The sequence below is a fragment of the Cobetia sp. PDI-23MA genome (genome assembly GCF_059507735.1).
In genome coordinates this window covers 1,503,568-1,526,725 of the sequence record NZ_CM183352.1, presented here as the reverse complement: position 1 = coordinate 1,526,725, position 23,158 = coordinate 1,503,568, and the positions used below count along the sequence as shown (strand labels likewise).

General features: G+C 59.5%; 18 protein-coding genes. 10 read left to right on the top strand and 8 right to left on the bottom strand.

The genetic code is table 11. From position 1 onward, the window contains the following. Positions 1–3: 3 nt before the first annotated feature. Positions 4–1,632 carry a GMC family oxidoreductase gene (locus tag AC5WNJ_RS06560; protein ID WP_495930758.1) on the top strand — a complete coding sequence of 543 codons (1,629 nt, stop codon included), beginning with the start codon at positions 4–6 and terminating at the stop codon, positions 1,630–1,632. Between the two features lie 181 nt (positions 1,633–1,813). Further along, positions 1,814–2,572: an IclR family transcriptional regulator gene (locus AC5WNJ_RS06555; RefSeq protein WP_279836693.1), complete on the top strand. Its 759-nt coding sequence runs from the start codon at positions 1,814–1,816 to the stop codon at positions 2,570–2,572. A gap of 307 nt (positions 2,573–2,879) precedes the next feature. Here the strand turns inward: AC5WNJ_RS06555 and AC5WNJ_RS06550 are convergent, their stop codons facing one another. The 5 genes from AC5WNJ_RS06550 to AC5WNJ_RS06530 form a co-directional block, all read right to left on the bottom strand. Continuing rightward, positions 2,880–4,313 (bottom strand): aldehyde dehydrogenase family protein, encoded by a 1,434-nt coding sequence (locus AC5WNJ_RS06550; RefSeq protein ID WP_495930757.1) that lies wholly within the window; start codon positions 4,311–4,313, stop codon positions 2,880–2,882. 108 nt (positions 4,314–4,421) lie between these two features. Continuing rightward, on the bottom strand, positions 4,422–5,381 hold the full coding sequence (locus AC5WNJ_RS06545; RefSeq protein WP_495930756.1) for an NAD(P)-dependent oxidoreductase: 960 nt from the start codon (positions 5,379–5,381) through the stop codon (positions 4,422–4,424). A 302-nt stretch (positions 5,382–5,683) separates the two neighbouring features. Then, a complete protein-coding gene (locus AC5WNJ_RS06540) occupies positions 5,684–6,598 on the bottom strand; it encodes a LysR substrate-binding domain-containing protein (RefSeq protein WP_495930755.1) in 915 nt (304 codons plus the stop codon). Positions 6,599–6,866: 268 nt separating this feature from the next. After that, a complete protein-coding gene (locus AC5WNJ_RS06535) occupies positions 6,867–8,123 on the bottom strand; it encodes a M24 family metallopeptidase (RefSeq protein WP_495930754.1) in 1,257 nt (418 codons plus the stop codon). Positions 8,124–8,209: 86 nt separating this feature from the next. Continuing rightward, positions 8,210–9,115 carry a HalD/BesD family halogenase gene (locus AC5WNJ_RS06530; protein WP_495930753.1) on the bottom strand — a complete coding sequence of 302 codons (906 nt, stop codon included), beginning with the start codon at positions 9,113–9,115 and terminating at the stop codon, positions 8,210–8,212. 98 nt (positions 9,116–9,213) lie between these two features. Between AC5WNJ_RS06530 and AC5WNJ_RS06525 the strand changes: the two genes are divergently transcribed. From AC5WNJ_RS06525 to AC5WNJ_RS06505, 5 genes are all read left to right on the top strand, one after another. Continuing rightward, positions 9,214–10,131, top strand: coding sequence for a LysR substrate-binding domain-containing protein (locus tag AC5WNJ_RS06525; RefSeq protein ID WP_495930752.1), 918 nt, complete (start codon positions 9,214–9,216; stop codon positions 10,129–10,131). 360 nt (positions 10,132–10,491) lie between these two features. After that, positions 10,492–12,102, top strand: a complete 1,611-nt coding sequence (locus AC5WNJ_RS06520; protein WP_495930751.1) for a BCCT family transporter — start codon at positions 10,492–10,494, stop codon at positions 12,100–12,102. A 313-nt stretch (positions 12,103–12,415) separates the two neighbouring features. Next, positions 12,416–14,038 (top strand): BCCT family transporter, encoded by a 1,623-nt coding sequence (locus AC5WNJ_RS06515; protein WP_176676805.1) that lies wholly within the window; start codon positions 12,416–12,418, stop codon positions 14,036–14,038. A gap of 824 nt (positions 14,039–14,862) precedes the next feature. Beyond that, the gene (locus AC5WNJ_RS06510; protein ID WP_495930750.1) at positions 14,863–16,554 is read left to right on the top strand and encodes a sodium:solute symporter family protein; all 1,692 of its coding nucleotides are present in this window, start codon (positions 14,863–14,865) and stop codon (positions 16,552–16,554) included. Between the two features lie 54 nt (positions 16,555–16,608). Further along, positions 16,609–16,737: a putative transporter small subunit gene (locus tag AC5WNJ_RS06505; RefSeq protein ID WP_233593508.1), complete on the top strand. Its 129-nt coding sequence runs from the start codon at positions 16,609–16,611 to the stop codon at positions 16,735–16,737. 97 nt (positions 16,738–16,834) lie between these two features. On the opposite strand, the gene iolB is transcribed toward AC5WNJ_RS06505, so the two are convergent. The 3 genes from iolB to AC5WNJ_RS06490 form a co-directional block, all read right to left on the bottom strand. Beyond that, the gene (gene iolB, locus AC5WNJ_RS06500; RefSeq protein WP_495930749.1) at positions 16,835–17,638 is read right to left on the bottom strand and encodes a 5-deoxy-glucuronate isomerase; all 804 of its coding nucleotides are present in this window, start codon (positions 17,636–17,638) and stop codon (positions 16,835–16,837) included. 35 nt (positions 17,639–17,673) lie between these two features. After that, a complete protein-coding gene (gene iolG / locus AC5WNJ_RS06495) occupies positions 17,674–18,669 on the bottom strand; it encodes an inositol 2-dehydrogenase (protein ID WP_495930748.1) in 996 nt (331 codons plus the stop codon). 107 nt (positions 18,670–18,776) lie between these two features. After that, positions 18,777–19,697 carry a MurR/RpiR family transcriptional regulator gene (locus AC5WNJ_RS06490; RefSeq protein WP_495930747.1) on the bottom strand — a complete coding sequence of 307 codons (921 nt, stop codon included), beginning with the start codon at positions 19,695–19,697 and terminating at the stop codon, positions 18,777–18,779. 285 nt (positions 19,698–19,982) lie between these two features. Between AC5WNJ_RS06490 and AC5WNJ_RS06485 the strand changes: the two genes are divergently transcribed. From AC5WNJ_RS06485 to AC5WNJ_RS06475, 3 genes are all read left to right on the top strand, one after another. Further along, on the top strand, positions 19,983–20,975 hold the full coding sequence (locus tag AC5WNJ_RS06485) for a sugar ABC transporter substrate-binding protein (RefSeq protein WP_495930746.1): 993 nt from the start codon (positions 19,983–19,985) through the stop codon (positions 20,973–20,975). A gap of 77 nt (positions 20,976–21,052) precedes the next feature. Then, positions 21,053–22,171: an ABC transporter permease gene (locus tag AC5WNJ_RS06480; RefSeq protein WP_495930745.1), complete on the top strand. Its 1,119-nt coding sequence runs from the start codon at positions 21,053–21,055 to the stop codon at positions 22,169–22,171. A 110-nt stretch (positions 22,172–22,281) separates the two neighbouring features. Further along, on the top strand, positions 22,282–23,064 hold the full coding sequence (locus AC5WNJ_RS06475; RefSeq protein WP_495931028.1) for an ATP-binding cassette domain-containing protein: 783 nt from the start codon (positions 22,282–22,284) through the stop codon (positions 23,062–23,064). Positions 23,065–23,158 lie beyond the last annotated feature (94 nt).

The window sequence follows — 23,158 nt, the reverse complement described above, 5'->3', positions numbered from 1 at the left end:
CCGATGCAATACGATTTCATCATTGTCGGTGCCGGGTCGGCGGGGTGTATCCTCGCCAACCGGCTCAGCGCCAGCGGACGCCACAGCGTGTTGCTGCTGGAGGCCGGCGGCAAGGACACCTCGCCCTGGATCAAGGTGCCGGTCGGGTTCGCCAAGACTTACTACAACCCGACCTACAACTACATGTATTACAGCAAGGAAGAAGCCGCGATGGGGGGGCGCAAGATCTATACCCCCCGCGGCAAGGTGCAGGGTGGCTCCGGCTCCATCAATGCGATGATCTATGTCCGGGGCCAGGCCTCGGACTTCGATGACTGGGCGCGCGCCGGCAACGACGGCTGGTCCTATCGCGAGGTACTGCCCTACTTCAAGCGTCTTGAATGCCACCCGGATGGCGACACCGAGTATCGCTCCGGCCAGGGGCCGATCGGCATCACGCCGCTGAAACATGGCGCGCACCCGATCTGCCAGTCGTGGCTGGAAGGTGCCCGCGAGCTGGGTTACACGCTCAATGATGATTTCAATGGCGAACACTTCGAGGGTGCTGGCATCTATGAGGCCAACATCCGCAAGGGACAGCGGGATTCCAGCAACACCGCCTACCTGAAGCCGGCGCTGTCACGCGACAACCTCACGCTCAAGCATATCTGTCGGGTGGAACGCGTGACGCTGGAAGAGACGCCCGATGGCGGCAAGCGCGCCACGGGTGTCGTCTACCGGCTTGATGACGAGGTCATCGAGGTGTCAGCACATCGCGAGGTCATTCTCTGCGCTGGCGCGGTGGACTCCCCGAAGCTGCTGCAGCTTTCGGGGATCGGCGAGCGTGAGGCGCTGGCGACGCATGGTATCCAGACACAGGTAGACCTGCCGGCCGTCGGGCAGAACCTGCAGGACCATCTGTGTGCCAGCTACTACTACCGCGCCAATCGCACCACGCTGAATGATGACTTCGCATCCTTCTGGGGCCAGGCAAAGGCAGGGCTGCAGTATCTGATCAACCGCAGCGGGCCGCTGGGCATGAGCGTGAATCAGGCCGGAGGGTTCTTCCGGGGCAGCGAGGCGGAGTCAGAGCCGAACATCCAGCTCTACTTCAACCCGATGTCCTACCAGATTCCCAACGACCCGAAGGCCAAGCTGACACCGGAGCCGTATTCCGGCTTCCTGCTGGCCTTCAATTCCTGCCGACCGACCAGCCGTGGCAGCATTTCACTGTCCTCGGCAGACCCGGCAGATCCGGCGACGATCTGCCCCAACTACCTCAGTACCCAGAAGGATATCGATGAGGTCATCCAGGGCAGTCGTCTGGTGCGCAAGCTGATGGGCGCGCCCGCGCTCAAGGCCATCACCGAGTGCGAGGTCGCCCCGGCCGAGACGGTCCAGGATGAGGACAGCATGCTTGCGTATTTCCGCTCCCAAGGTGGCTCCATCTACCACCTGTGCGGCTCCTGCGCGATGGGCCCGGACAAGGCGAACGCCGTGGTCGACAGCCGGCTGAAGGTGCATGGTGTGGCGGGGCTGCGCGTCATCGATGCCGCCATCTTCCCCAATATCACCTCCGGCAACCTGAATGCGCCGGTGATGATGGTGGCGGAAAAAGGCGCGGACCTGGTGCTGGCCGATCACGCCGAGTGAGCCGAGGTCAGCCACCAAACAACCCGCGCACGGCCCATGGGTCTGGTACCCTATGGGCCGTTTTATTTTCAGCGCATGAGAGATGCCGTATGTGGCATCGTTCATCCGTCGTCAAAGCGTCACAGCCCCGGATGCACGCCGCCTGTGACCGAGATTCGCGTTTCGGAGTGTCCCCGCGTTCATGAATCACGAGAAGACCAAAGCCCCTGCCGTCGACCACAGTGTCATGATTCTGGATCTGCTTGCGGCAGCCTCCTACCCGCTGACGCTCTCGGAAATCTGCGAGTCCACCGGCATCTCGCCTGCCACCGGACACCGCGTGATCAACTCCCTGCTGCATCACCAGCTGGTCGCCCATGATCCCGGTCGCAAGAAGTCCTACTGCATCGGCTCGCGCATCTTCCAGATCTCCTCGACGATCTACAACAAGCAGAGCCTGATTCCGGTCTTCTACCCCATCGCCGAGATTCTCAAGAACGAGATTCACCGCTCGATCTTCCTGTGCATCCCCATCGGGGATCAGGTGGTGGTGATCTCGAAGGTCGATGCCTCCGGCAGTGGCAGCTACAACCTCTACATCGGCAAGACCATGGCCCAGCACGCCTGTGCCGCCGGCAAGGCGATTCTCGCCATGCGCCCCGATGCCTCATGCCAACTGTATCTGGAAGCTGCAACGCGGAGCACGCCCGGCCTGGCCGAACGCCGTGACGAGATGGATGCCGAGCTTGAACGCGCACAACGCCTGGGATATGCGGTGTCCAGCGGCGAGGCTGAAGGACAGCTGAGCTGTATCGCGGCGCCCGTGCTGAACATGCGCAACGAGCCCATTGCCGCCATCAGCGCCGTCATCAGCCAAGACTGCCTGAATCCGCAGCAGGCTCGCGCCTACTCCAAGCATCTGGTTCAGGCAGCGCGTCAGCTCTCCTCGCGCATCATCTGAGGTCAAAAACGGCACCTGGCGAGCCAGCCATGCTGCACCGCACAAAGTCTTGCCACTATATATAGGTATTTTTAGCACTGAGCATATAGGTATTTTTCAGTACTCAGCGATGTGACAGACGCGATGGGCGTTGCTCTGATAGCGAAGCGCATCCGCGACAGCCGACAAGCGCCTTGAGGGTGTCTTTTGTCGATGGCGCGAATGGTCGATGGCGCGAATGCAAGATACCCGTGATTCACAAGGCCAGCCTGGCCTCACGAATCACGGGTATCTTGCGTGGCATCACGGCGGCGTCATTCGCCTCCTGTCAGGAGATGACCGGCGCACCGAGCAGTGCCTTGACCTCGACATATTCCGCCAGGCCTTCGTCGCCCCATTCACGGCCGTTGCCGGAACGCTTGTAGCCACCGAAGGGCGCATCGAAGGAGAACTCTGCCCCTTGCAGATAGCATTGCCCTGCCTGCATGCAGCGGGCGATCGGCAATGCTGCCTCGGCGTCACGCGCATAGACTGCAGATGACAGGCCATAGACGCTATCATTGGCGATGGCGATCCCCTGCTTCACGTCATCGTAGGGCAGGATGCACAGCACCGGGCCGAAGACCTCCTCACGGGCGATCTCCATTTCATTGCTGACATTGGTGAAGATGGTCGGCCGCACATAGCAGCCCTTCTCGAGCCCTTCGGGCGGCTCGACGCCACCCAGCGCCAGCTCGACACCGTCGTTGATGGCCCGCTGCACCAGATCAAGCACCCGCTCGCGCTGACGCTGAGAGACCAGCGGCCCCATGGTGGTCGCCGGATCATTCGGGTCACCCACCACCTGCTCATTGGCGATCTCGACTGCCAGACGGGTCGCCTCTTCCATGCGTGAACGCGGCACCAGCAGACGCGTGAAGGCGTCGCAGGTCTGGCCGGTGTTGGCCATCACGTTCTCGACGTTCAAGCGCACGGCTGCGGCCAGGTCGGCATCTTCCGTCACCAGCAGCGGCGACTTGCCGCCCAGTTCCTGACAGACACGCTTGACGGTGGGCGCGGCACTCTCGGCGACCTTGCTACCGGCAACGGTGGAGCCAGTGAAGGACACCATGTCGACCTGCGGATGGCCGGACATCACCGGGCCTATCTCGCTGCCCTCGCCCGTCACCACATTGAAGACGCCAGCAGGCAGACCGACCTTCTCGAAGATCTCGGCCATGATGAAGTCCTGGAGCGGCGTCTGCTCTGCCGGCTTGGCGATCACGGTGCAGCCTGCCGCCAGCGCCGGGGCCAGCTTGCCGATCAACTGATGCAGCGGATAGTTCCACGGATTGATCAGCGAGCAGACGCCGATGGGCTCGCGCATCAGGGTCACATCGCCCTTGCGCTCATCTTCTTCCATCTGGAAGGCGCGTTCGGCGTAGTAACGCATACCCTCGATGGGGCCTTCCACGTGCAGCGCGCCGGCCAGTTGCACCGGGCACCCCATGGTGAGCACCTGCACGTCGCGCAGCTCATCGAAGCGACGCTGCATCTCATCCGCTGCCGCCATCAGGATGTCGTGGCGTTCCTGCGCAGATGTCGTGGACCAGGCAGGCAGCGCCTGACTTGCTGCCATGATGGCAGCCTCCACATCCTGCTCGCCGGCGCGCGGCACACTGGCACACAGCTCGCCGGTGGCCGGATTGATGACCTCCATGCGCTCGTGCCCGAAGGGTGCCTGCCAGTGGCCATTGATGTAGAAGTTGTCGTGATGTTGCATGCCAGACCTCTCGTTGCTGGTGGGAGATAACACTTTCCCTGAGGGTGAGTCTCAAAGGCAAATACCCCGGAGGCCATTCGCACGGCGCTCCAGGGCAGTCTTCACGGCTCAGTTGCGGCCGGTAACGCCGACCTCGTAGCCGACTTCTTCCGGCTCGTCATCGGTCAGCTCTGCCGGGAAGCCAGTGCCGAGCACACGGACATCGGCGGCTTCCTCGAGGCGACGGATGATGTTGGATGACCACTCACGCGGACCGAAGCGCTCCTGACCATCGCGGAAGATGTCCATCAGCATCGGGGAGATTTCCAGCGGCACATCCAGGTTCCTGGCCAGGGTGTCGAACAGGCCGACATCCTTGAGCACCAGATCCATGGTGAAGCTGATGTTGCGGCTTCCGTTCAGGATGACCTGGGACTCGGTCTCGTGGACGAAGGAGTTACCCGAGGAAATCTTGATCGCCTCGTAGGTGGTATTCATGTCCATGCCGGCCTTCTTGCAGACGGTCAGGGCTTCGGCGACGGCGCACAGGTTGGCGGTGGCCAGGTAGTTGGTCATCACCTTGAGCACGGAGGCGGTGCCCAGCTCCCCGGTGTGCAGGACACGGCGACCCAGGTTGGTCAGCACCGGCAGCACCTGCTCGAAAGATTCACGATCACCGCCGACGAAGATCGAGATATTGCCGGTGGCGGCGCGGTGGCAGCCGCCTGAGACCGGGGCTTCCAGTGCCTTGGCACCGGTGGCCAGCACCTTGTCGGCGATGCGACGCAGTTCGCTGTCATCGGTAGTACTCATCTCGAGCCAGATCTTGCCTTCACGCAGACCGGCAATGATGCCGTCATCGCATTCCATCACGGCGCTGCAGGCAGCCGGAGACGGCAGGCAGGTGATCACCATGTCATTGGCTTCGGCGAGTTCCCTGGCAGAATCCGCCCACTTGGCACCCTGCGCGAGGAAAGGCTTGGCGGCTTCCGGGTCAAGGTCACGCACGGTGACGTCATGTCCGTTGCGCAGCAGACTACCTGCCAGCTTGCCACCCACGTTACCGAGACCGATGAATCCGACTTTCATGTGCTGTCCTCTCTGCTGTCTGCCTGCTGGCTGTCCGGTGTACTGCACAGGGCCACCGGGACGGAGGAAAATCCTGTCCGGTGTGGCCCATGTCATCTTGGGGCTCACCCTACTGGCCGGCCTGCCTGCCAACAATTCATAAGAATTTGGCGATTGGTAACAATTCTTGTGAGCCTCCTCAGACCTCGTGTCTGCTGACAACAAGCTGCGTTCAACCGGCAAATGCCCGGAACCCGGAACCCGGAAACGAAAAACGCCACCCGAAGGTGGCGTTGTCACGTAACAGCTCTCGCTCTGGCGCATCAGATGGGCGCGCTGCGACTCTGTGCCTCCAGCCAGCCAAGGAGGGTCGCGACGCGCGGGTCCCGCTCCAGCTCACGATGACAGACAGCACCCCATTCACCGCGCCCGGTCGTCACTTGACCAGTCGGGTTGATGAGTCGACCGTTCGCCAGGTCATCGTCGGCAAAGGGCCCGTTGACCAGTGCGACACCCTCCCCGCGCGCCGCCATCTCCAGGGCGACGGCCAAGGTGTCGACCACGATGCAATTGCGGGTGGGACAAGGGCCTAGCGACAATGCTTCAAAGTAACTCTCCCAATTCCAGCCCTCGGTGTAGACCCCGATCAACGGCAGCGTCTTCAAGGCATCCGCGGGAACCGGGCGTGCATCGTCGCCCAACAGCTGGGGGCTGCATACCGGGAAGAGACGTGACTCGAACAACGGCTGCCAGTGCAGGTGATCCGCCAGCGGCGCATCACGAAAGACGATACCGATATCGGCATTGGCCTCATCGAACTCCCAGCCGAGACTGCACGTCATCAGCTTGAGCTCGACTTCAGGATGCATGGCCTGAAAATGTGACAAGCGAGGTGCCAACCAGCGAATCGAGGTCGTGACATAGACCTGAATCGTCAGCGGCTGGGCATGCTGCATCTGGCGCAGAGACTCGGCGCCTTGCACCAGGCCCGCCAGCGCTTCACGCACTACCGGATAGAAACGCTCGCCAGCCGCCGTCAGCACCACATGACGGCCTTCACGTGCGAACAACTTGACGTCCAGACTCTCTTCGAGACGCTGAATCTGGTTGGCGATGGCCGGATGCGTCAGATTCAGCTCCTCGGCAGCCGCGCGGAGACTCAGCAGACGCGCAGCAGCTTCAAACCCTTTCAACGAACTCAAGGGCGGCAGTTTCTGCAGTGGCAGAGGGGTTGGCATAGACGGCACTCACGAAGGGCAAAAGGCGAGCAGGAAGCAACTGGTACCCCATGAACGATAGTCGTTCTCGACGCTCTCTCCCGTTCACGGCACACGGCTGCCATCAGGCCCTCTTTCGCCATGAGACAATGGCAAAGCGGGTGACCGTCGCTGACAGCCACCCGCACAATTGACATCATGTTACCAAAGCCGCCATGGCGCGTAATGCCGATGTGCCTCGGCAAGCTACCCGGGCCCGGCTCAACCGGCCTGGCTCAAACGGCCTGGCTCAGACGACCTGGCTCAGCAGGCGCTCATCGAAGGGGTAGTCGGACAACAGCTCCACCTGACCATCGTCACGAATGTACAGCTGCTCTTCGAGCTTGACGCCTTCGCCGCCGGACTCATGTCCGATATAGCTCTCCACGCATAGTGTCATCCCCGGTTGGAGGATGCCGTCGTAGCCCTTGTCCTCGATATCCTCGCGATGAACGATGTAGGGATACTCGCCGTTCATCCCGACACCATGCGCCAGGGCAAAGTAACGACGCGCGCGGTAAGCGGGAGGGATTCGCCAGGCGCGTTCAGCGTACTCCTTGAAGCTGACCCCCGGCTTGAGATTTTCCATGTTGGTCTGGATCTGGTCATACGCCATGCGATAGAGCGATTTCTGCTCGGCGCTGGCCTCACCCGTGCCACACAGGAAGGTTCTCGAGAAATCCGCGTAGTACCCGTAACGCCCGACCACATCGGTATCCAGCGCGACCAGTTCTCCCGCCTGGATGATCCGGTCGGAACATTCCTGGAACCAGGGGTTGGTGCGCGGCCCGGAATTCATGAGGCGTGTCTCGATGAAGTCGGCGTCTGTCTCGATGATGTGCTGATGCAGTCGGGACCAGACGTGATTCTCGGTGACCCCGGGCCGTATGGAGGCCTCCAGTTTGCGCACTCCCTCCTCGACCGCTCTCAGCGAGGAGCGAATCATCTTTATCTCGTTGGGTACCTTGAAGGCTCGCGCCTGCTCAAGAGGCTCCTGAGCATCCAGCACTTGATAGCCTCGCTGCTCGAGCATGAAAGCGGCTTCCGCGGTCGCGCTTTCGATGGCGATCCGCTCACCTCCGCCGCACTGACGCACCAGATCGATGATTTCATCCGCCCAGGCTGTGGTGACGGCTTCCGTATTCTTCTCATTGAAATAATAGGAAATCGCCTTGGCCGGACGAATCTCGTCCACGGTCGGCAGATGGCTGGCCAGGTGTTCACACCCCGAGAACTCGAACAGCACGACCGGCCCTGCCGCGGGGACGAATACGTAGCGAGCCGGATTGCGCGAACTGTATACCTGCATGTTACGAGACCCGGTGGCATAGCGGACATGGGCCGGGTCGAACAGAACTGCCGCCGTGATATCGCGACGGGCCAGCTCCTGGCGAACACGCGCAAGTCGGTCGCATTGGATCTGCGCAATCTCTTCCGACGTCGGTTCGCAGTCTTCCAGTGCATGGGTCGGGGCCAGAATGCCCATCGCTGTCAGGTCCATTTTCATGTGGAGTGCTCTGTGGGAAGTGTTCGATCAAGCGCTCAAAAGGCGCATGCAAGTTGAGAAGGCGTCACGGGGACACCGATCGTCGATCAGTCGAGCAGACCGTCGGCGCGCTGGACGTGCTGGGCTTCCGCCAGAATGTGCTGCTCCGAGACGCGTCCATACAGCTGACGCGTACGCTCAAGCCGGCCGACCACTCCCGGCGTTTCGGAATACGCGAAGATCGCCGTCAACCGGGGGACCTGACCCGATACCTGCGTAACGCGGTGCAGACTGAACCGCCCCTTGAACAACTGCAGATCGCCCGGGTTGAGGCTCAGGGTCTTCACCGCTTCACGCGACTCTCCCCGGATCACTTCGCCCACGGCAGCATAGTGCTCATCGTTGGGGGTACGGATGCCGGGGCAATACTCGAACTGACCACCGCTTTCGGGCTGTTGCGTCATCATGGTGACGATGAATTCGTTGGTGTCGTAGTGCCAGGGTTGCTCGGTGCCATCTGGCAGTACGTTGAGCACGAGCCCGGCAAAGGGGTCGGCATACTCGTACACCCGCTCGCGCCCAAGACAGGCAGACACCAGTTGCTTCATGGCCTGCGAGACGTACAGCCGCTGCATCAGGCTATCGGCAGGGATCATGTCGCGCGTCACGAAGCCGCTGGTGCGCGTCATGAACAAGCGACGCGGGTCCTGTTGGGGCAAGCGGTCGTCATCGGCCGTGAAATAGGCATTCACCTCGCGGGTGTTGTAGAACGCGGTCTCGGCGAGACGGGCCGTTTCCGCTTGCATCTGCGCAAGGCGCTCCGGACGCAGAAATCCTCTCAACACGGCGCAACCCTCACGCTCGAGATCTTCACGCGCCTTGGCGATCGTGGCCTCAAGCACCGGAGATCGGGGGTCATGCAGGGGGTAACGCTCGGTATCGATCAACGCGGAGAGATCGACGGTCTCGGCATCGGCCAATTGCGGGGGCATCGCGGAAGTCAGGTCAGTCACGGAGGTATCCTCACGTCGTGGGGCTGGGGGACAAGACAGCTCATGGGTCAGGCACTATGCTGGCCAGAATCCATGCATTTGAGAAACGAGTCATTCCAATGAAATCCATCGGCAAACCCGATACATCAAGCACAGATACCCCTCGCCCGCTGCCATCGCTGGATACGGATCTGCTACTGGCATTCGTGACGGTGGCTGACAGCGGGAGCTTCACTCAGGCATCGCGGCATCTGCATCGCACGCAGTCCACTGTCAGTCTGCGCATCAGCACCCTCGAGGAGCGACTTGGCTATCGACTGCTGATGCGAACCAGCCGTCATATGGAATTGACCAATGCCGGGCGAACGTTTCTGCGTTACGCACGACGAATCCTGCAACTGCAACGCGAAGCCGTGGCCGCCCTCAGCGAAAACGACCACCCGATCACGTTACGCCTCGGCTTGCCGGAGGATTACGCCACCACCTGGCTGCCACAGCTGCTGGCACATCTCGGCGAGCGCTACCCCCAGATCCGGCCACACATCCACTGCCGGATGTCCACGGAACTGCTGGAACAGCTCGATGCCGGACAGCTGGACCTGGTCATCGCGGTCAGCCACAACCAACAACGCCAGGGGGAACTGCTGTCTCGCGAGCCTGTCGTGTGGGCGGCGCATCAACGCTTTGTGCTGGACCCTTCCACTCCGCTGCCGTTGGCGCTGTTCCCCGAACAATGCATCTATCGCGAAAGGGCATTGTCCGCCCTGACCCAGGCAGAACGCAGCTGGCGTATCGATTCCACCAGTCAAAGCCCCAGTGGTTTGAGAGTCATCGTCAATCAGGGCCATGCCATCACGGTGGCTGATCGACGCTCGCTGCCTGAGGACTGGTGTGAGCTGGGCACCGAGACAGGGCTTCCGGCGCTACCCACTGCCGAAATTGAACTCCATCGTTCCCCCAGCCTGACGCACCCGATCTTCGATACTTGCGCAGAGATGATTCGCGAATTGTTGCGAGAGAAACCTCAAGTGCGATGAGTCCTCATCAGGATCATCGGTCTTGCTGCTTATACGGGCGTTTTTACTATCCCCATCACGACCCCTGACATTCTGCCAGCGACAGGATGGAAGATTTTTCGCTCTTCACTGCAATACGCTGCACGGCAGTTCGCTGCATGTCACAGGGAGCCCGGAAAGCTGACGTCATTCCGCCTCCTCCTCGAGCACTGACGTTGCAAAATCAGATGATCGTCCCTACATGATCAGACGCTCATTCCCCCTTACCGATGAGGTCCCTGATCGGCGCAGACAAGACGTCAAGCGCCACCCCGAGATGATCGGTAACACCTGACAACAAGATGATCGGCTATACCCGACAACAAGATCGAGGAGTATCAAATGTTCGGAGCATCCGTGCGCCCACTGGTCTTCTGGCCACCTTTCATTCTGCTGTTCGCCTCCGTATTGGCGAGCTTGATCGATCTCGACAGCTTTCTGGCTGTCACTACCAATCTCAACAACCAGGTACTGAGCAAGTTAGGCTGGTTGTTTTCCATCACGGCGCTCAGCATGGTGGTGGCCTGCCTCATAGCCTATCTTTCGCCGCTGGGCCGCACCCGTATCGGCGGTGAGAACGCGACGCGACTGTTGTCTCCATGGCGTTGGTTCTCCATCACGTTATGCACCACGTTGGCCGTGGGCATCATGTTCTGGTCGACCGCAGAGCCGCTTTATCATCTGCACTCGCCGCCCACCTCGCTGGACATTGCCGCCAATAGCCCGGAAGCCGCGCGGTTCGCGCTCTCGACCATGTTCCTGCACTGGTCGTTCACGCCCTATGCGATCTACACCGTCCCTGCGCTGATCTTTGCCCTGATGCATTACAACCTCGGCAAGCCCTTCTCGCTCGGGACCCTGTTCGTGCCACTGCTGGGAGATCGACTGATCGGTCGCAAGGGACGTGCGCTCGATGCACTCGCGCTCTTCGCCCTGGTCTGTGGCATGGCATCATCCCTCGGCACAGGGGCCATGACACTGGCAGGCGGTATCGACCGCTTCCTCGGCACTGGCTCGGGCCCGCTGATGTTGGGCATCGTCACCCTCGCGATCGTGCTGTGTTTTACCGCTTCGGCGGCCAGTGGTCTACAAAAAGGCATCGCACGCCTGTCCGCCATCAACGCCAAGGCCTTCTTCGCCTTTCTCATCTTCGTGTTCGCCTTCGGTCCGACGCTGACCATCCTGGGCTACGGCACGGAAGCGGCTGGCGAATACTTCACCAACTTCATGAGCAAGAATCTGTTCACCGGGGCCTTCGACAATGACCCCTGGCCACAGAGCTGGACCATCTTCTACTGGGCCAACTGGATGGCATGGGCACCGATTTCGGCCTTGTTCCTGGGCAAGATCTCACGGGGGTATACCGTGCGGCAGTTCATGCTGATCAACATGGTGGCGCCCTCGCTCTTCTCGATCATCTATGTCGCGGTGTTCAGCAGCACGACATTGAAGCTCGACATGGATACCGCCGGGGCACTCAACACGATTCTCAGCGAGGCCGGGGCTGGCTCGGTGATCTACGCACTATTCGATGAGCTACCGATGAGCTCTCTGGTGGGGGGAATCTTCCTGGTCATCGCCTTCCTGTCCTTCGTGACAGCGGCCGACTCCAATACCGACGCCATCAGCCAACTCTGCAGCTCGGATAGCCAGGCGGCCCTGGCAGGCAACGAAAGCGAAGAGCGCAGCAAGGGCCGACTGATGATGAAGATCGTCTGGGGCTCGACCATCGGCGCCGTCGCCTGGATCATGACTTCCTTCGTCGGCATCGACGGCATCAAGATGCTCTCCAACCTCGGCGGGGTACCAGCGCTCTTCATCGTGATCGGTGCCACGGCGTCTCTGATACGTCTAGTCTCGATCGGCACCGCCAAGATCGGCCTCGAGCACACGCCGTCACGCAGTTATTCGGCAGAAGCCCATCAGCGTTGGCAATCTTCCCAGTCCAGCTGAGTCAGCTCGAGATGGCGTGATACTCAAGTCCTCAAGGAGAAACCATGACACCCCCGGCCGAGAGGCGACGGGGGTGTCATGGTTTTCTCTTGAGTGTCATGGCTCGCATGGTGGCGTGAGCCATACAGCCTGCGAGATGGTCAGAGGGTGTGAGCCACTGATGCAATTTCCGGACAGCACTTCCTGAAAATCCCGCCAGCGCATTACATGAACGCGCGCGTATATACGCCGTTGATGAGCGAATCTCAACGCTGACAAAACAGAATTTTATGAGTTAGGATCCGCACCCTCACAAGAAATTATAGGAATGCGTATGTTTGGCTCTTCCATCCGCCCCCTGGTCTTCTGGCCACCGTTCATCCTGTTGATGGTCGCGGTGGCAGCAAGCCTCATCAATCTCGAAGGATTCCTCGCCACCACGACGGCCTTGAATGACTGGGTGCTCGACAAGTTCGGTTGGCTGTTCTCGATTACGGCATTGGCGATGGTGGTGACATGCTTGATCACTTACCTGTCACCACTGGGCCGGACCCGGATCGGGGGTGAAAATGCCACGCGGATCCTGACACCCTGGCGCTGGTTTTCCATCACGCTATGTACCACGCTGGCCGTCGGCATCATGTTCTGGTCGACCGCAGAACCGCTCTATCACCTGCATACTCCACCAGGTTCACTCGATGTGGTTGCCAATACACCTGAGGCTGCCAGATTCGCGCTCTCGACGATGTTCCTGCATTGGTCATTCACGCCCTATGCGATCTATACCGTCCCGGCATTGCTGTTCGCTCTGATGCATTACAACCTGGGCAAGCCGTTCTCGCTCGGCACGCTCTTCGTGCCGCTGCTGGGTGATCGCCTGATAGGTCGCAAGGGCCGTGCGCTGGATGCACTGGCGCTGTTTGCACTGGTCTGCGGCATGGCCTCGTCATTGGGCACCGGCGCCATGACACTGGCCGGTGGGCTGGACCGCTTTCTGGGCACCGGCACTGGCCCGCTGATGCTGGCACTGGTGACTCTGGCCATCGTGGCCTGCTTTACCGCCTCCGCGGCCAGTGGTCTGCAGAAAGGCATTGCGCGTCTATCTGCCATCAATGCCAAGGCCTTCTTCGTCTTCATGGCCTTTGTCTTCCTGTGTGGCCCGACCCAGACCATTCTTGGCTATGGCACCGAAGCCGCAGGTGAGTATTTCAACAACTTCATGCAAAAGAGCCTGTTCACCGGGGCCTTCGATGACGATCCGTGGCCGAAAAGCTGGAGTATCTTCTACTGGGCCAACTGGATGGCATGGGCACCGATTTCCGCCCTGTTCCTGGGCAAGATTTCCCGGGGCTATACCGTGCGCCAGTTCATGCTGATCAACCTGGTCGCGCCGGCACTGTTCTCGATCACCTACGTGAGTGTCTTCGCAAGCTCCACTATCCAGTTCGACATGCAAAGTGGCGGTGCGCTTTACCAACTGCTGAATGAGTCTGGTGCAGGCTCCGTCATCTATGCCCTGTTTGATGAACTGCCGATGAGCACCCTGGTCAGCGCCATCTTCCTGATCATCGCCTTCCTGTCTTTCGTGACGGCAGCCGACTCCAACACCGAAGCGATCAGCCAGCTGTGCAGCACCGACAGCCAGGCCGCCATGGCCGGTGACAGTGATGAAAATACCAATGATCGTCTGCTCATGAAGATCATCTGGGGCTGCACGATCGGCGCCGTCGCCTGGATCATGACGGCCTTCGTGGGCATTGATGGCATCAAGATGCTCTCCAACCTCGGCGGTGTGCCGGCACTGTTCATCGTGATTGCCGCCACGGCGTCCCTGCTGCGTCTGGTGTCGATCGGTACCGCCAAGATCGGTCTCGAGCACACGCCGTCACGTAGCTATTCTCCTGAAGCGCACCTGCGCTGGGAAAGCACCCGCAAGACGGCAGAAAGCTCTCGGTAAGCCAAGCCTTGTGCTGCGCATGCCTACCTTGGGCATGTTTATAACGCCCTGTCTTCAGACAGGGCGTTTTACCGTGGGCCGGCCGCTTTGAAGACCCACCCTCCCATCAAGCAACGTCCTCTTCCAAGCCGAGTCAGTCGTTGCCTGAGCCATTGAGCAAGTATGTGTCTGCAGTATTGGACAAGTAATACGCATATCGGAATGACAACCATTTATTCAGCTTGCTGGTGAAATCCAGAAGTTATAAATAGTAATGAGTAATACCGAGGAAGCTTATTTATATAACAAGTCATGTCTCGCATGCTGCTCTGCCACGTCTTACCCCACTGAGTGTCGTTGCTCGCCACTCGTCCAACCATCGTTGACTTGGATGAGAAGCAAGCTTCTCCTCCCAGGGTGTGGACATTGACATGCGCATAATTTATCGTTGTCGACGCATTTGATAACGAGACAATATAAAAACACTGTTTTGCCAAGCTTGGGGCTGACCAACAACTCGCATCAGCGCCCTTGCAAGGCTTGACCGAGAACAAGGACGCGTATGCGATATCATTATTCCGATGAAGGCAGATGCATGCCACGCCGCCCTCCCCCAAGTTCCCGCCTGACCGGGAAGTGCCACCAACTCCGTCTTCATTGACCGAGATTGCCGATTATTGATGACGCGGCCCACGTGCTGCGCTGGATGCCATTTGCTTGAGCAAATGACGCTGAACTACGTCCACGGCTAAGAACCTTCCCCTCCTTACTCGTCGCTATCGACAACCGTTTCCCTCTGGCAACTGCGTTGCGTAGCGCCCTGTTTCCCTACCGAGGGCCAGTTCTTGAACAACGAATCGCTATATCAATTCTCTACCCTGACTGTCGTACTGCTGCTGCTTGCCTTCTATGGCGGCACCTACTTGATAACGCTGGGGATCCGCAAGAAAAATGAAGATGCCGATGCCTTCATGGTCTCCAACCATCGCGTAGGCTTCGGCATGGGCGCGGCAAGCATGACGGCTACCTGGATCTGGGCGGCCTCCTTCTATGCCGCCGCCACCTCCGGCTATACCTATGGCGTATCAGGACCGATCCACTATGGCCTGTGGGGCGCACTGATGATTCTGTTCATCTACCCCTTCGGCCGCCGCTTCCGCAAGCTGGCACCCAATGCGCATACACTGGGCGAGCTGATCCATGCACGTCATGGCTCCTCCAGCCAGCTGATTCTGGCGCTCTCCAACCTGCTGGGTAGCGTGATCAGCCTGATGGTCAACTTCACCGCCGCCGGGGCGCTCGTGTCCGTACTCTCGCCGCTGTCCTTCCAGGCAGGCGTGATCATGGCGGGTGTGGGGGTGCTGTTCTATACCCTGTGGTCCGGCTTCCGCGCCTCGGTACTGACCGACTTCGCGCAACTGGTTGCCCTGATGGCGATCGCCATCGTGATCATTCCAGCGGTGTTCTTCGCCATGGGCGGCCCGACAGAGCTGGTCGCTGGCCTGGATAATCTGACGCCTGAGCAGGCCGATTTCTTCTCGACAGATGCCATCCTGAACCAGGGGGCGCCCTTCTTCGTCGCGGTACTGGCCTATGCGATCGGTAACCAGACCATTTCTCAGCGCCTGTTCGCCGTCAACGAAGACCACATCAAGCCGACCTTCCTCACCGCGACGCTGGGCTATGGCGCCATCGTCATCGGCCTGGGCATGATTGGCCTGATGGCACTGACACTTGGGGTGGAGCCGCTCAACGGCGACATGAACAACCTCATCCCGCAGATGGTGTCCGAGTATCTGCCGCCGTTCTTCATCGCGCTGTTCTTCATTCTCGTGATCGGCTCGCTGTCCTCCACCGCGGATTCCGACCTTTCCGCGCTGTCCGCCATCATCATGGCCGATGTCTATGGCAAGAATATCGCCCGCGGCAAGCCAGACCCGAAGCGCATGCTCTTCATCGGCCGCTTGACCATGATCATCGCCACGGTGCTGGGCATCGTCTTCGCCAGCTTCTCACTGGATATCCTGGTGATGCTGGTCTTCGTCGGGGCTCTGTGGGGCGCGATCGTCTTCCCGGTCATCGCCAGCTGCTTCTGGAATCGCGTGACCAATACTGCCTTCACCACGTCGGTCATCGTCGCGATGGTGGTGTTCTGCCTGGCACGCTTTGAACTGGTGCCGCTGACCGGCATGAGCGGTCTGTTCTTCGAGCTGCTCGCCAGCATCGGTGGCGGGGTGATCATCGGACTGATGGTATTCGGCTTCCTGGGGCGCATTCTCGGCATCCTTGCTGGAATCGCGGCCATGATCGCCATGCTGATCTTCGCGACTGACTTCCTGCGCGACTACACCGTCCTGCTGGCCTCACTGACCGCTTACGGCACCAGCACCCTGGTGTGTGTGGTCATGAGCCTCGCCAGCCGCCAGGAACGCTTCGACTTCGACACCATCACCGCACGTGTCGGCAACTATGACGAAGCACTCGATTCAGACAATCGCACAGCTTCAGCGCCGAATCAGCCGCAACCTGCGGCATGAATCGGCACATGAGACCGAATAACGCCTGAAGCGAGAGAATAGGAGGCATGATCCATGACATTGCTTTTCGCTACCTACGTACTGGTATGGCCAGTGCTCACCCTGGCGGTATTGATCGTCATCTGTCGCGCGGTCGCACGTGATCGCCGCAGTGCACGGCAAGAAAACCGCGAACTGGTATGAAGCTCCTGGCGTAATGTGACGCCATGAAAGCAAAAGCCCGCCTCTGGAATGTTCAGAGGCGGGCTTTTTCACAATTTATCGACGAATATCTTGTCTATCACGCCTGCTCGACGATCCACTCATGCGCGGGATCATTCTTGAATTTCCAGACCCGCTTGGGGCCAGCCATGACATTGAGATAATAAAGCTCATAGCCGTGTGGAGCGGCGGCGGGATGATACCCCTCCGGTACCATCACACAACAGCCATCTTCCACCGCCATGGTTTCATCCAGGGATCGGTCATCGGTATAGACGCGCTGGAACGCAAAACCTTGTGACGGATTGAGCTTGTGGTAGTACGTCTCCTCCAGGAAAGACTCTTCCGGCAGATTGTCGGCACAGTGCTTGTGTGGCGGGTAGCTGGACCAGTTGCCAGGAGGCGTATAGACCTCCACCACCAACAGACTATCGGCGGGCTCCGTCTGGGGAAGAATGTCCTGCACGTGACGTGTGTTGGTCCCCTCGCCACGTGTCGAACAGGCCACCTGCTCGGGGCGAATCAGGCGAGCGGCATGATTGCCATGCCCCGGAGCACTGCAGACCGCTATCTCCAGCTCCGTCAGTGCTTCCACTGAATAGGCTATCCCGTCCGGTAGATACACCGAGTACGGCGGCAGGTGCTCAAACACGCTCATGCGTTCACCGATGTTCTCGAACGTCTGGTCACCGGTACGCACGGTTGCGCGCCCCGAGAGCAGCACGAGGCACTGTTCGCGACTCTCGGTGTGGCGCTCGAAACGCTCACCTTGTTTCAGGCGATGTACGCGAAAGCCCACGTGTGTCCAGCCTGCAGATTCCGGGGTTACCTCGAGCAAGGTACCATCTTCGCTCGGGGCATGCGGTCTCACGAGAAGTGTCATGTTCTTGTCCTTTTCAGCAGCAGGGAGAAGTGGGCTCAACGAATCTCACTGAGCAGTACCCGGCGCCCTTCGCGATAGGAAATCAACGCCGCTTCGGCCAGTTCAAGCGCGGCGAGTCCGTCCTGCGCGCCGGCCAGCGGGGCACGACCTTCTTGCCAGGCAGTGACGAAATCTCCCACTTCACGCACATAGGCCTGCGCGTAACGCTCGAGGAAGAACCACTGTGGACGCTCTTCCACCACACCTTCCACGCCGGTGAAGCGCAGGCGCGTATCCGTCTCGTTGCGCGCCTCCAGCATGCCCTGGCTGCCAAAGGCCTCGATCCGCTGGTCATAGCCGTAACAGGCACGACGCGAGTTGCTGATGGAGACCAACTTGCCGGAAGCACTCTTCAGATTGATGAGTGCACTATCCAGATCTCCCGCTTCACCGATGGCTGGATCCACGAGGCAGCTGCCACTGACCGTCACCTCCGTGACCGGCTCGCCCAGCAGCCAGGCAGCCATGTCCAGATCATGAATGCTCATGTCACGGAAGAGTCCTCCCGAGGCTGCCACATATTCCGCGGGCGGCGGCTCTGGATCACGGCTGGTGATGGTGATCATCTCGAGTTCGCCGATTCGTCCCGCTTCCAGCGCCTGCTTGAGCGCCGAGAACTGAGGGTCATGGCGACGATTGAACCCCAGAGCACAGGTCACGGGGTGCTCCGCCAGCACCCCAAGACAGTGACGCGTTCGCGCAAGATACAGATCGATCGGCTTCTCGCAAAGTACCGCCTTGCCCGCACGGGCCGCACGCTCAAGGAAGTCACAGTGAGTCGGAGTGGAGGAGGCAATCAGAACGCCATCAATCTCCGCTGACGCGAAGATGTCCTCCGCCGTCATCACCGGCACACCATATTCCGCAGCGAGCGAATTGGCAGCCTCCGGGAAAGCATCACTGACACATGCCAGTTGAGCCCGGGGGTGATCAGAGATGGCGCGAGCGTGAACACGGCCGATGCGACCGGCGCCCAGCAGAGCGATTTTCATGTGAAGCGTCCTCCATATCTATGGCGTTTGTTGTTGTGGCGTCTCGAACGAATTGAGAGAGATTGTCGGCGGGCACTACCTCCTGTAGTGCTCGCCTTTACCGTACTTCAGCCTCGAAGGTTGGCAGCGCCCTCTTCCTGCAATGAGATGTCCTGCGGTGTGGTGCCCTGCACTTCCCCGTTGCCCTGCTGGCGAACGCCCAGTCCGATGGCAAGTGCTTGGGCCAGGCATAGCGTGGACGTCAGGCCTCGGAAGCCTTGAACTTCGGCTTCGTTCACCACCAACACGACATCTGCATGGTGAGTCAGCGGGCTCAGGGAAGAGTCGGTAATGAGTATCGTGGGGGTACCGCGCTCACGCGCCACATGGACGGCAGATTGCACCTCTTCTGCGTAGGGCGCGAAGCTGGTGACCAGCAGACAGTCCTGGCGGGAGATCGCTTCTGCCTGCTCGCGATACATCGCCCCCATGCCATCCATCAGGAAGGCGCGTTTGGCGATATGCCGCAATGAGTAGGCCAGGTAGCTTGAGACGACGAAACTTCGCCGTGCTCCCAGAAGGTGAACAGCCTCCGCGGCTTCCAGTAGGTCGAGAGCTCGCTCGATATCCTTGGGCGCGATACGTCCAGGCAGTTCGCCAAGCGCTTGCTGATTGGCAGCCGAGAAACTTCTCAACAGCTCGTGTGCGCCAGGACTCTCACCCGTCACTTCTCGGGCGACCCTGATGCGCTCGCTGTAGCTGGGCTCAGCTTCTACTAGGCGTGCACGAAAAAGTTTCTGCATCTCCGAAAAGCCCGAAAACCCCACAGCATTGGCGAAGCGGATGAGCGTGGAGGGCGTGACATCGGCTTTCTCGGCGAGACCTGCCACGGTACCAAAAGCTACTTCTTGAGGATGATCCAACAGGAAGCGGGCACTTTGTTGCAGGCGACGCGACAGCGATGGGTATTGCTGGCTGATATGTGCCTCGAGGGATTCGAAAGATTCAATCTGCCGAGCTGTCATTTGTAGAGGGGTGATATCTGCCATGGTAACTCCTGTCACTTGTCACCTGCCGGTGCGGCGTAGATGTCGCCGTAACGCGGGAGTGAACGATGTCTGGCAGTCTAGGCAAATAGAATGAAAATTCCAACATAAAAATAAATTGAATGTTCCGGTTGCATTCCAAGCTAGCGGAATCTACATTCCATCTACCGGTCACAATGGAATACGCCATATTCCAGATCACCGGGAACTCGAATACTGGAAGAGAGCAACGCCAGTCGCTCTTCCTCACTGACAAAGACAATAACCAAAGAACGTCAGGAGCCAACCATGTACACAGTCGAGCCTCTCGCCACCTCCCCGAATTCTCGCAGAAAGATGCCACGCCTGCGCCGTGCGATAGCCAGTCTCACGACAGCCATGCTAGCAGTCTCTGTAGCCAATGCCGCCTGGGCAGACGACACCGAACGCTACGTCATGATCACGCACGGACAGAACTCGGACCCCTTCTGGTCTGTCGTCAAGCGCGGCGCTGACGACGCGGCGGAAGAGCTTGGTGTCAAAGTCGAGTACCGCGCACCTTCTACCTTTGATATGGCAAAGATGGCGCAGCTGCTGGATGCTGCTGTGGCTTCACAGCCAGACGGCCTTATCATTTCTCTGACCGACGCCGATGCATTGGGGCAAGGTATCAAGAACGCTGTGGATCAGCAGATCCCGGTCATCACCATCAATTCTGGTGGCGATAAATCCAAGGAAATTGGCGCACGCCTTCACATTGGCCAAAGTGAATATGAAGCAGGGCGTGGGGCAGCAGAGCGCATGGTCGAGAGTGGCGCCAAGCACGGACTCTGCATCAATCAAGAACAAGGAAACGTAGGCCTGGATGCACGGTGTGCGGGCTTTATCAAGGGATTTGACGGTAGCGCCAGCGAGCTAGCCACCAGCACCGACCCTACCGAAATCAAGAACTCGCTCGTGGCCTACCTCAATCAGCACAGCGAAGTAGACGCCATCCTTGCATTGGGGCCTCTCGGGTCTGAGCCAATGCTCAAGGCCATGCAAGAAGCCGGCGCTACGCAAAAATTCCAGCTCGGCACCTTCGACCTCTCCCCCGATATTCTTGCCGCGATTCAGTCGGGTGAAATGAATTTTGCCATTGATCAACAACAGTACCTGCAGGGCTATCTGCCGGTGGTCTTCATGCATCAGTACCACATACACGGTCTGATGCCGGCTGGCGATGTCGCCACAGGCCCCGGCTTTGTCACCGCCGAGAATGCAGGTCAGGTCATCGAGCTTTCAGAGCAAGGCATTCGCTGAGCCAAAAGCTCCATCTGGCAACACTTTCATTTCCATGACATGGCGTCCTACCTGTGAGGGCGCCTGGAGAGAGCATCATGACTGAGCACACTGTCAGCGCTGTTCCGGCCGCTGATGACGAACGGCTGCGCCGCGTCCATCCCCTCAAGGCTGCACTGAAACGTCCTGAATTCGGCGCTATTGCCGGCACCATCCTGGTATTTGCCTTCTTCTCGGTGGCCGCTTCAGGGACAGGCATGTTCAGCCTGGCGGGCATTCTCAACTTCCTGGAAGTCTCTGCACAGCTAGGCATCCTCGCCATCGCGGCATCGCTGTTGATGATTGGCGGTGAATTCGATCTTTCTCTCGGCTCAATGATCGGCTTTGCCGGCATCTTGATTGCCATCCCTGCCGTGCAATACGGCTGGCCGCTATGGTTGGCTATCACTTTCGCCTTTGCCAGTGCCGTCCTGATTGGCTGGATCAACGGCTATCTGGTAATGCGCACAGGCCTGCCCTCCTTCATCGTCACACTGGGCTTTCTGTTCATCCTGCGCGGCCTGGCCATCGGCCTGACCCGCCTGACGACTGGCCGCACCCAGGTCAGCGGCCTGCAAGAGCTCGCCGATCATGACTGGCTGGCACCGTTATTCTCCGGCGAGGTGTTTACTGGCCTCTTCAGCTGGATGGCGGCCCAGGGATGGATTGCGACCAACTTCGCAGGAAATCCGAGCGTCACTGGGGTGCCAGTCTCCATCGTTTGGTGGGTGGTACTGGCCGCTGCCGCGACCTGGTTGCTGCTCTACACCCGCTTCGGTAACTGGATCTTCGCCTGCGGCGGTGATGTGAATGCTGCACGCAACGTCGGCGTCCCTGTAATGAAGGTCAAGATCCTTCTGTTCATCTTCACCGCTGTCGCCGCCACCATCTTTGCCTGCCTGCAGGTCATGGATACCGGTTCAGCTGACACAACACGCGGTCTGCTCAAGGAACTGGAAGCCATCATCGCCGTCGTCATCGGCGGAGCCCTGCTGACAGGCGGCTATGGATCTGCCGTGGGTGCCGTGTTCGGTGCGCTTATCTTCGGCACTGTTCAGATGGGTATTTTCTACACCGGCGTTAACACTGACTGGTTCAAGGTATTCCTCGGCGCCATGCTCCTGATCGCAGTACTGTTCAACAATTACGTGCGCAAGAAAGCGCTGGAGGCTAAGTAATGACTACTAACGCCAACCTGCAACAGGCGCCGGAACAGACTACGACCGCCGCCGACCGCGCCAGAGGTGATACTCCGAAAACCGCCGACACTCGCACGCCATTGATCGAGATGCAGGCTGTCGACAAGCACTTCGGCAACGTAGTCGCCCTTTCCAATATTTCATTGAAAGTCTACGCAGGCGAGGTCATGTGCCTGCTCGGCGATAACGGCGCCGGCAAGTCGACCCTCATCAAGACGTTATCAGGAGTGCATGCCCCGACTCACGGTGAACTGCTGCTGGAGGGGAATCCTGCCAATTTCACGTCCCCCGGCCAGGCACTCGATGCCGGCATCGCTACGGTCTTCCAGGACCTCGCAATGATTCCCTTGATGTCGATCACCCGTAATTTCTTCATGGGCCGTGAGCCCACCAAGGGATTCGGTCCTTTCAAATATGTGGACTGGGAGTTTGCAGATCGGGTGGCACGTGAAGAGATGGCCAAGATCGGGATCGATGTGCGTGACCCGTCTCAACCAGTCGGCACGCTGTCGGGCGGCGAACGCCAGTGTGTCGCAATCGCACGCGCCGTCTACTTCGGTGCCAAAGTGCTCATTCTGGATGAGCCGACGTCAGCACTGGGGGTCAAGCAAGCCTCGAAGGTACTGCGCTATATCGCACAAGCGCGCAACCGGGGGCTCGGCGTCATCTTCATCACGCATAACGTCCATCACGCCTACCCCATCGGTGATGCTTTTACTCTACTCAAACGTGGCACTTCGTTAGGCAGCTGGCGCAAGGAAGACATCACCCGTGAGGAAGTACTCAACATGATGGCCGGCGGCGAAGAAATGGCCAGCCTGGATGCAGAATTGGCGGAGTTCCAACGGACGGATTCCGTCTCAGTTGCCTGACCGCGAGCAGGCCTACACGTAGATCATTACCTAGTGTCCCGGGACTGCCCGTCATCTAGATCTACACCGATAATTGTCAATGCCGGGTAACACC

Bases quoted from the DNA above. Each gene is read 5' to 3' on its own strand.
- AC5WNJ_RS06560 (WP_495930758.1), top strand. From the start codon at position 4: ATGCAATACGATTTCATCATTGTCGGTGCCGGGTCGGCGGGGTGTATC.
- AC5WNJ_RS06555 (WP_279836693.1), top strand. From the start codon at position 1,814: ATGAATCACGAGAAGACCAAAGCCCCTGCCGTCGACCACAGTGTCATG.
- AC5WNJ_RS06550 (WP_495930757.1), bottom strand. From the start codon at position 4,313: ATGCAACATCACGACAACTTCTACATCAATGGCCACTGGCAGGCACCC.
- AC5WNJ_RS06545 (WP_495930756.1), bottom strand. From the start codon at position 5,381: ATGAAAGTCGGATTCATCGGTCTCGGTAACGTGGGTGGCAAGCTGGCA.
- AC5WNJ_RS06540 (WP_495930755.1), bottom strand. From the start codon at position 6,598: ATGCCAACCCCTCTGCCACTGCAGAAACTGCCGCCCTTGAGTTCGTTG.
- AC5WNJ_RS06535 (WP_495930754.1), bottom strand. From the start codon at position 8,123: ATGAAAATGGACCTGACAGCGATGGGCATTCTGGCCCCGACCCATGCA.
- AC5WNJ_RS06525 (WP_495930752.1), top strand. From the start codon at position 9,214: ATGAAATCCATCGGCAAACCCGATACATCAAGCACAGATACCCCTCGC.
- AC5WNJ_RS06520 (WP_495930751.1), top strand. From the start codon at position 10,492: ATGTTCGGAGCATCCGTGCGCCCACTGGTCTTCTGGCCACCTTTCATT.
- AC5WNJ_RS06515 (WP_176676805.1), top strand. From the start codon at position 12,416: ATGTTTGGCTCTTCCATCCGCCCCCTGGTCTTCTGGCCACCGTTCATC.
- AC5WNJ_RS06505 (WP_233593508.1), top strand. From the start codon at position 16,609: ATGACATTGCTTTTCGCTACCTACGTACTGGTATGGCCAGTGCTCACC.
- iolB (WP_495930749.1), bottom strand. From the start codon at position 17,638: ATGACACTTCTCGTGAGACCGCATGCCCCGAGCGAAGATGGTACCTTG.
- iolG (WP_495930748.1), bottom strand. From the start codon at position 18,669: ATGAAAATCGCTCTGCTGGGCGCCGGTCGCATCGGCCGTGTTCACGCT.
- AC5WNJ_RS06490 (WP_495930747.1), bottom strand. From the start codon at position 19,697: ATGGCAGATATCACCCCTCTACAAATGACAGCTCGGCAGATTGAATCT.
- AC5WNJ_RS06485 (WP_495930746.1), top strand. From the start codon at position 19,983: ATGTACACAGTCGAGCCTCTCGCCACCTCCCCGAATTCTCGCAGAAAG.
- AC5WNJ_RS06480 (WP_495930745.1), top strand. From the start codon at position 21,053: ATGACTGAGCACACTGTCAGCGCTGTTCCGGCCGCTGATGACGAACGG.
- AC5WNJ_RS06475 (WP_495931028.1), top strand. From the start codon at position 22,282: ATGCAGGCTGTCGACAAGCACTTCGGCAACGTAGTCGCCCTTTCCAAT.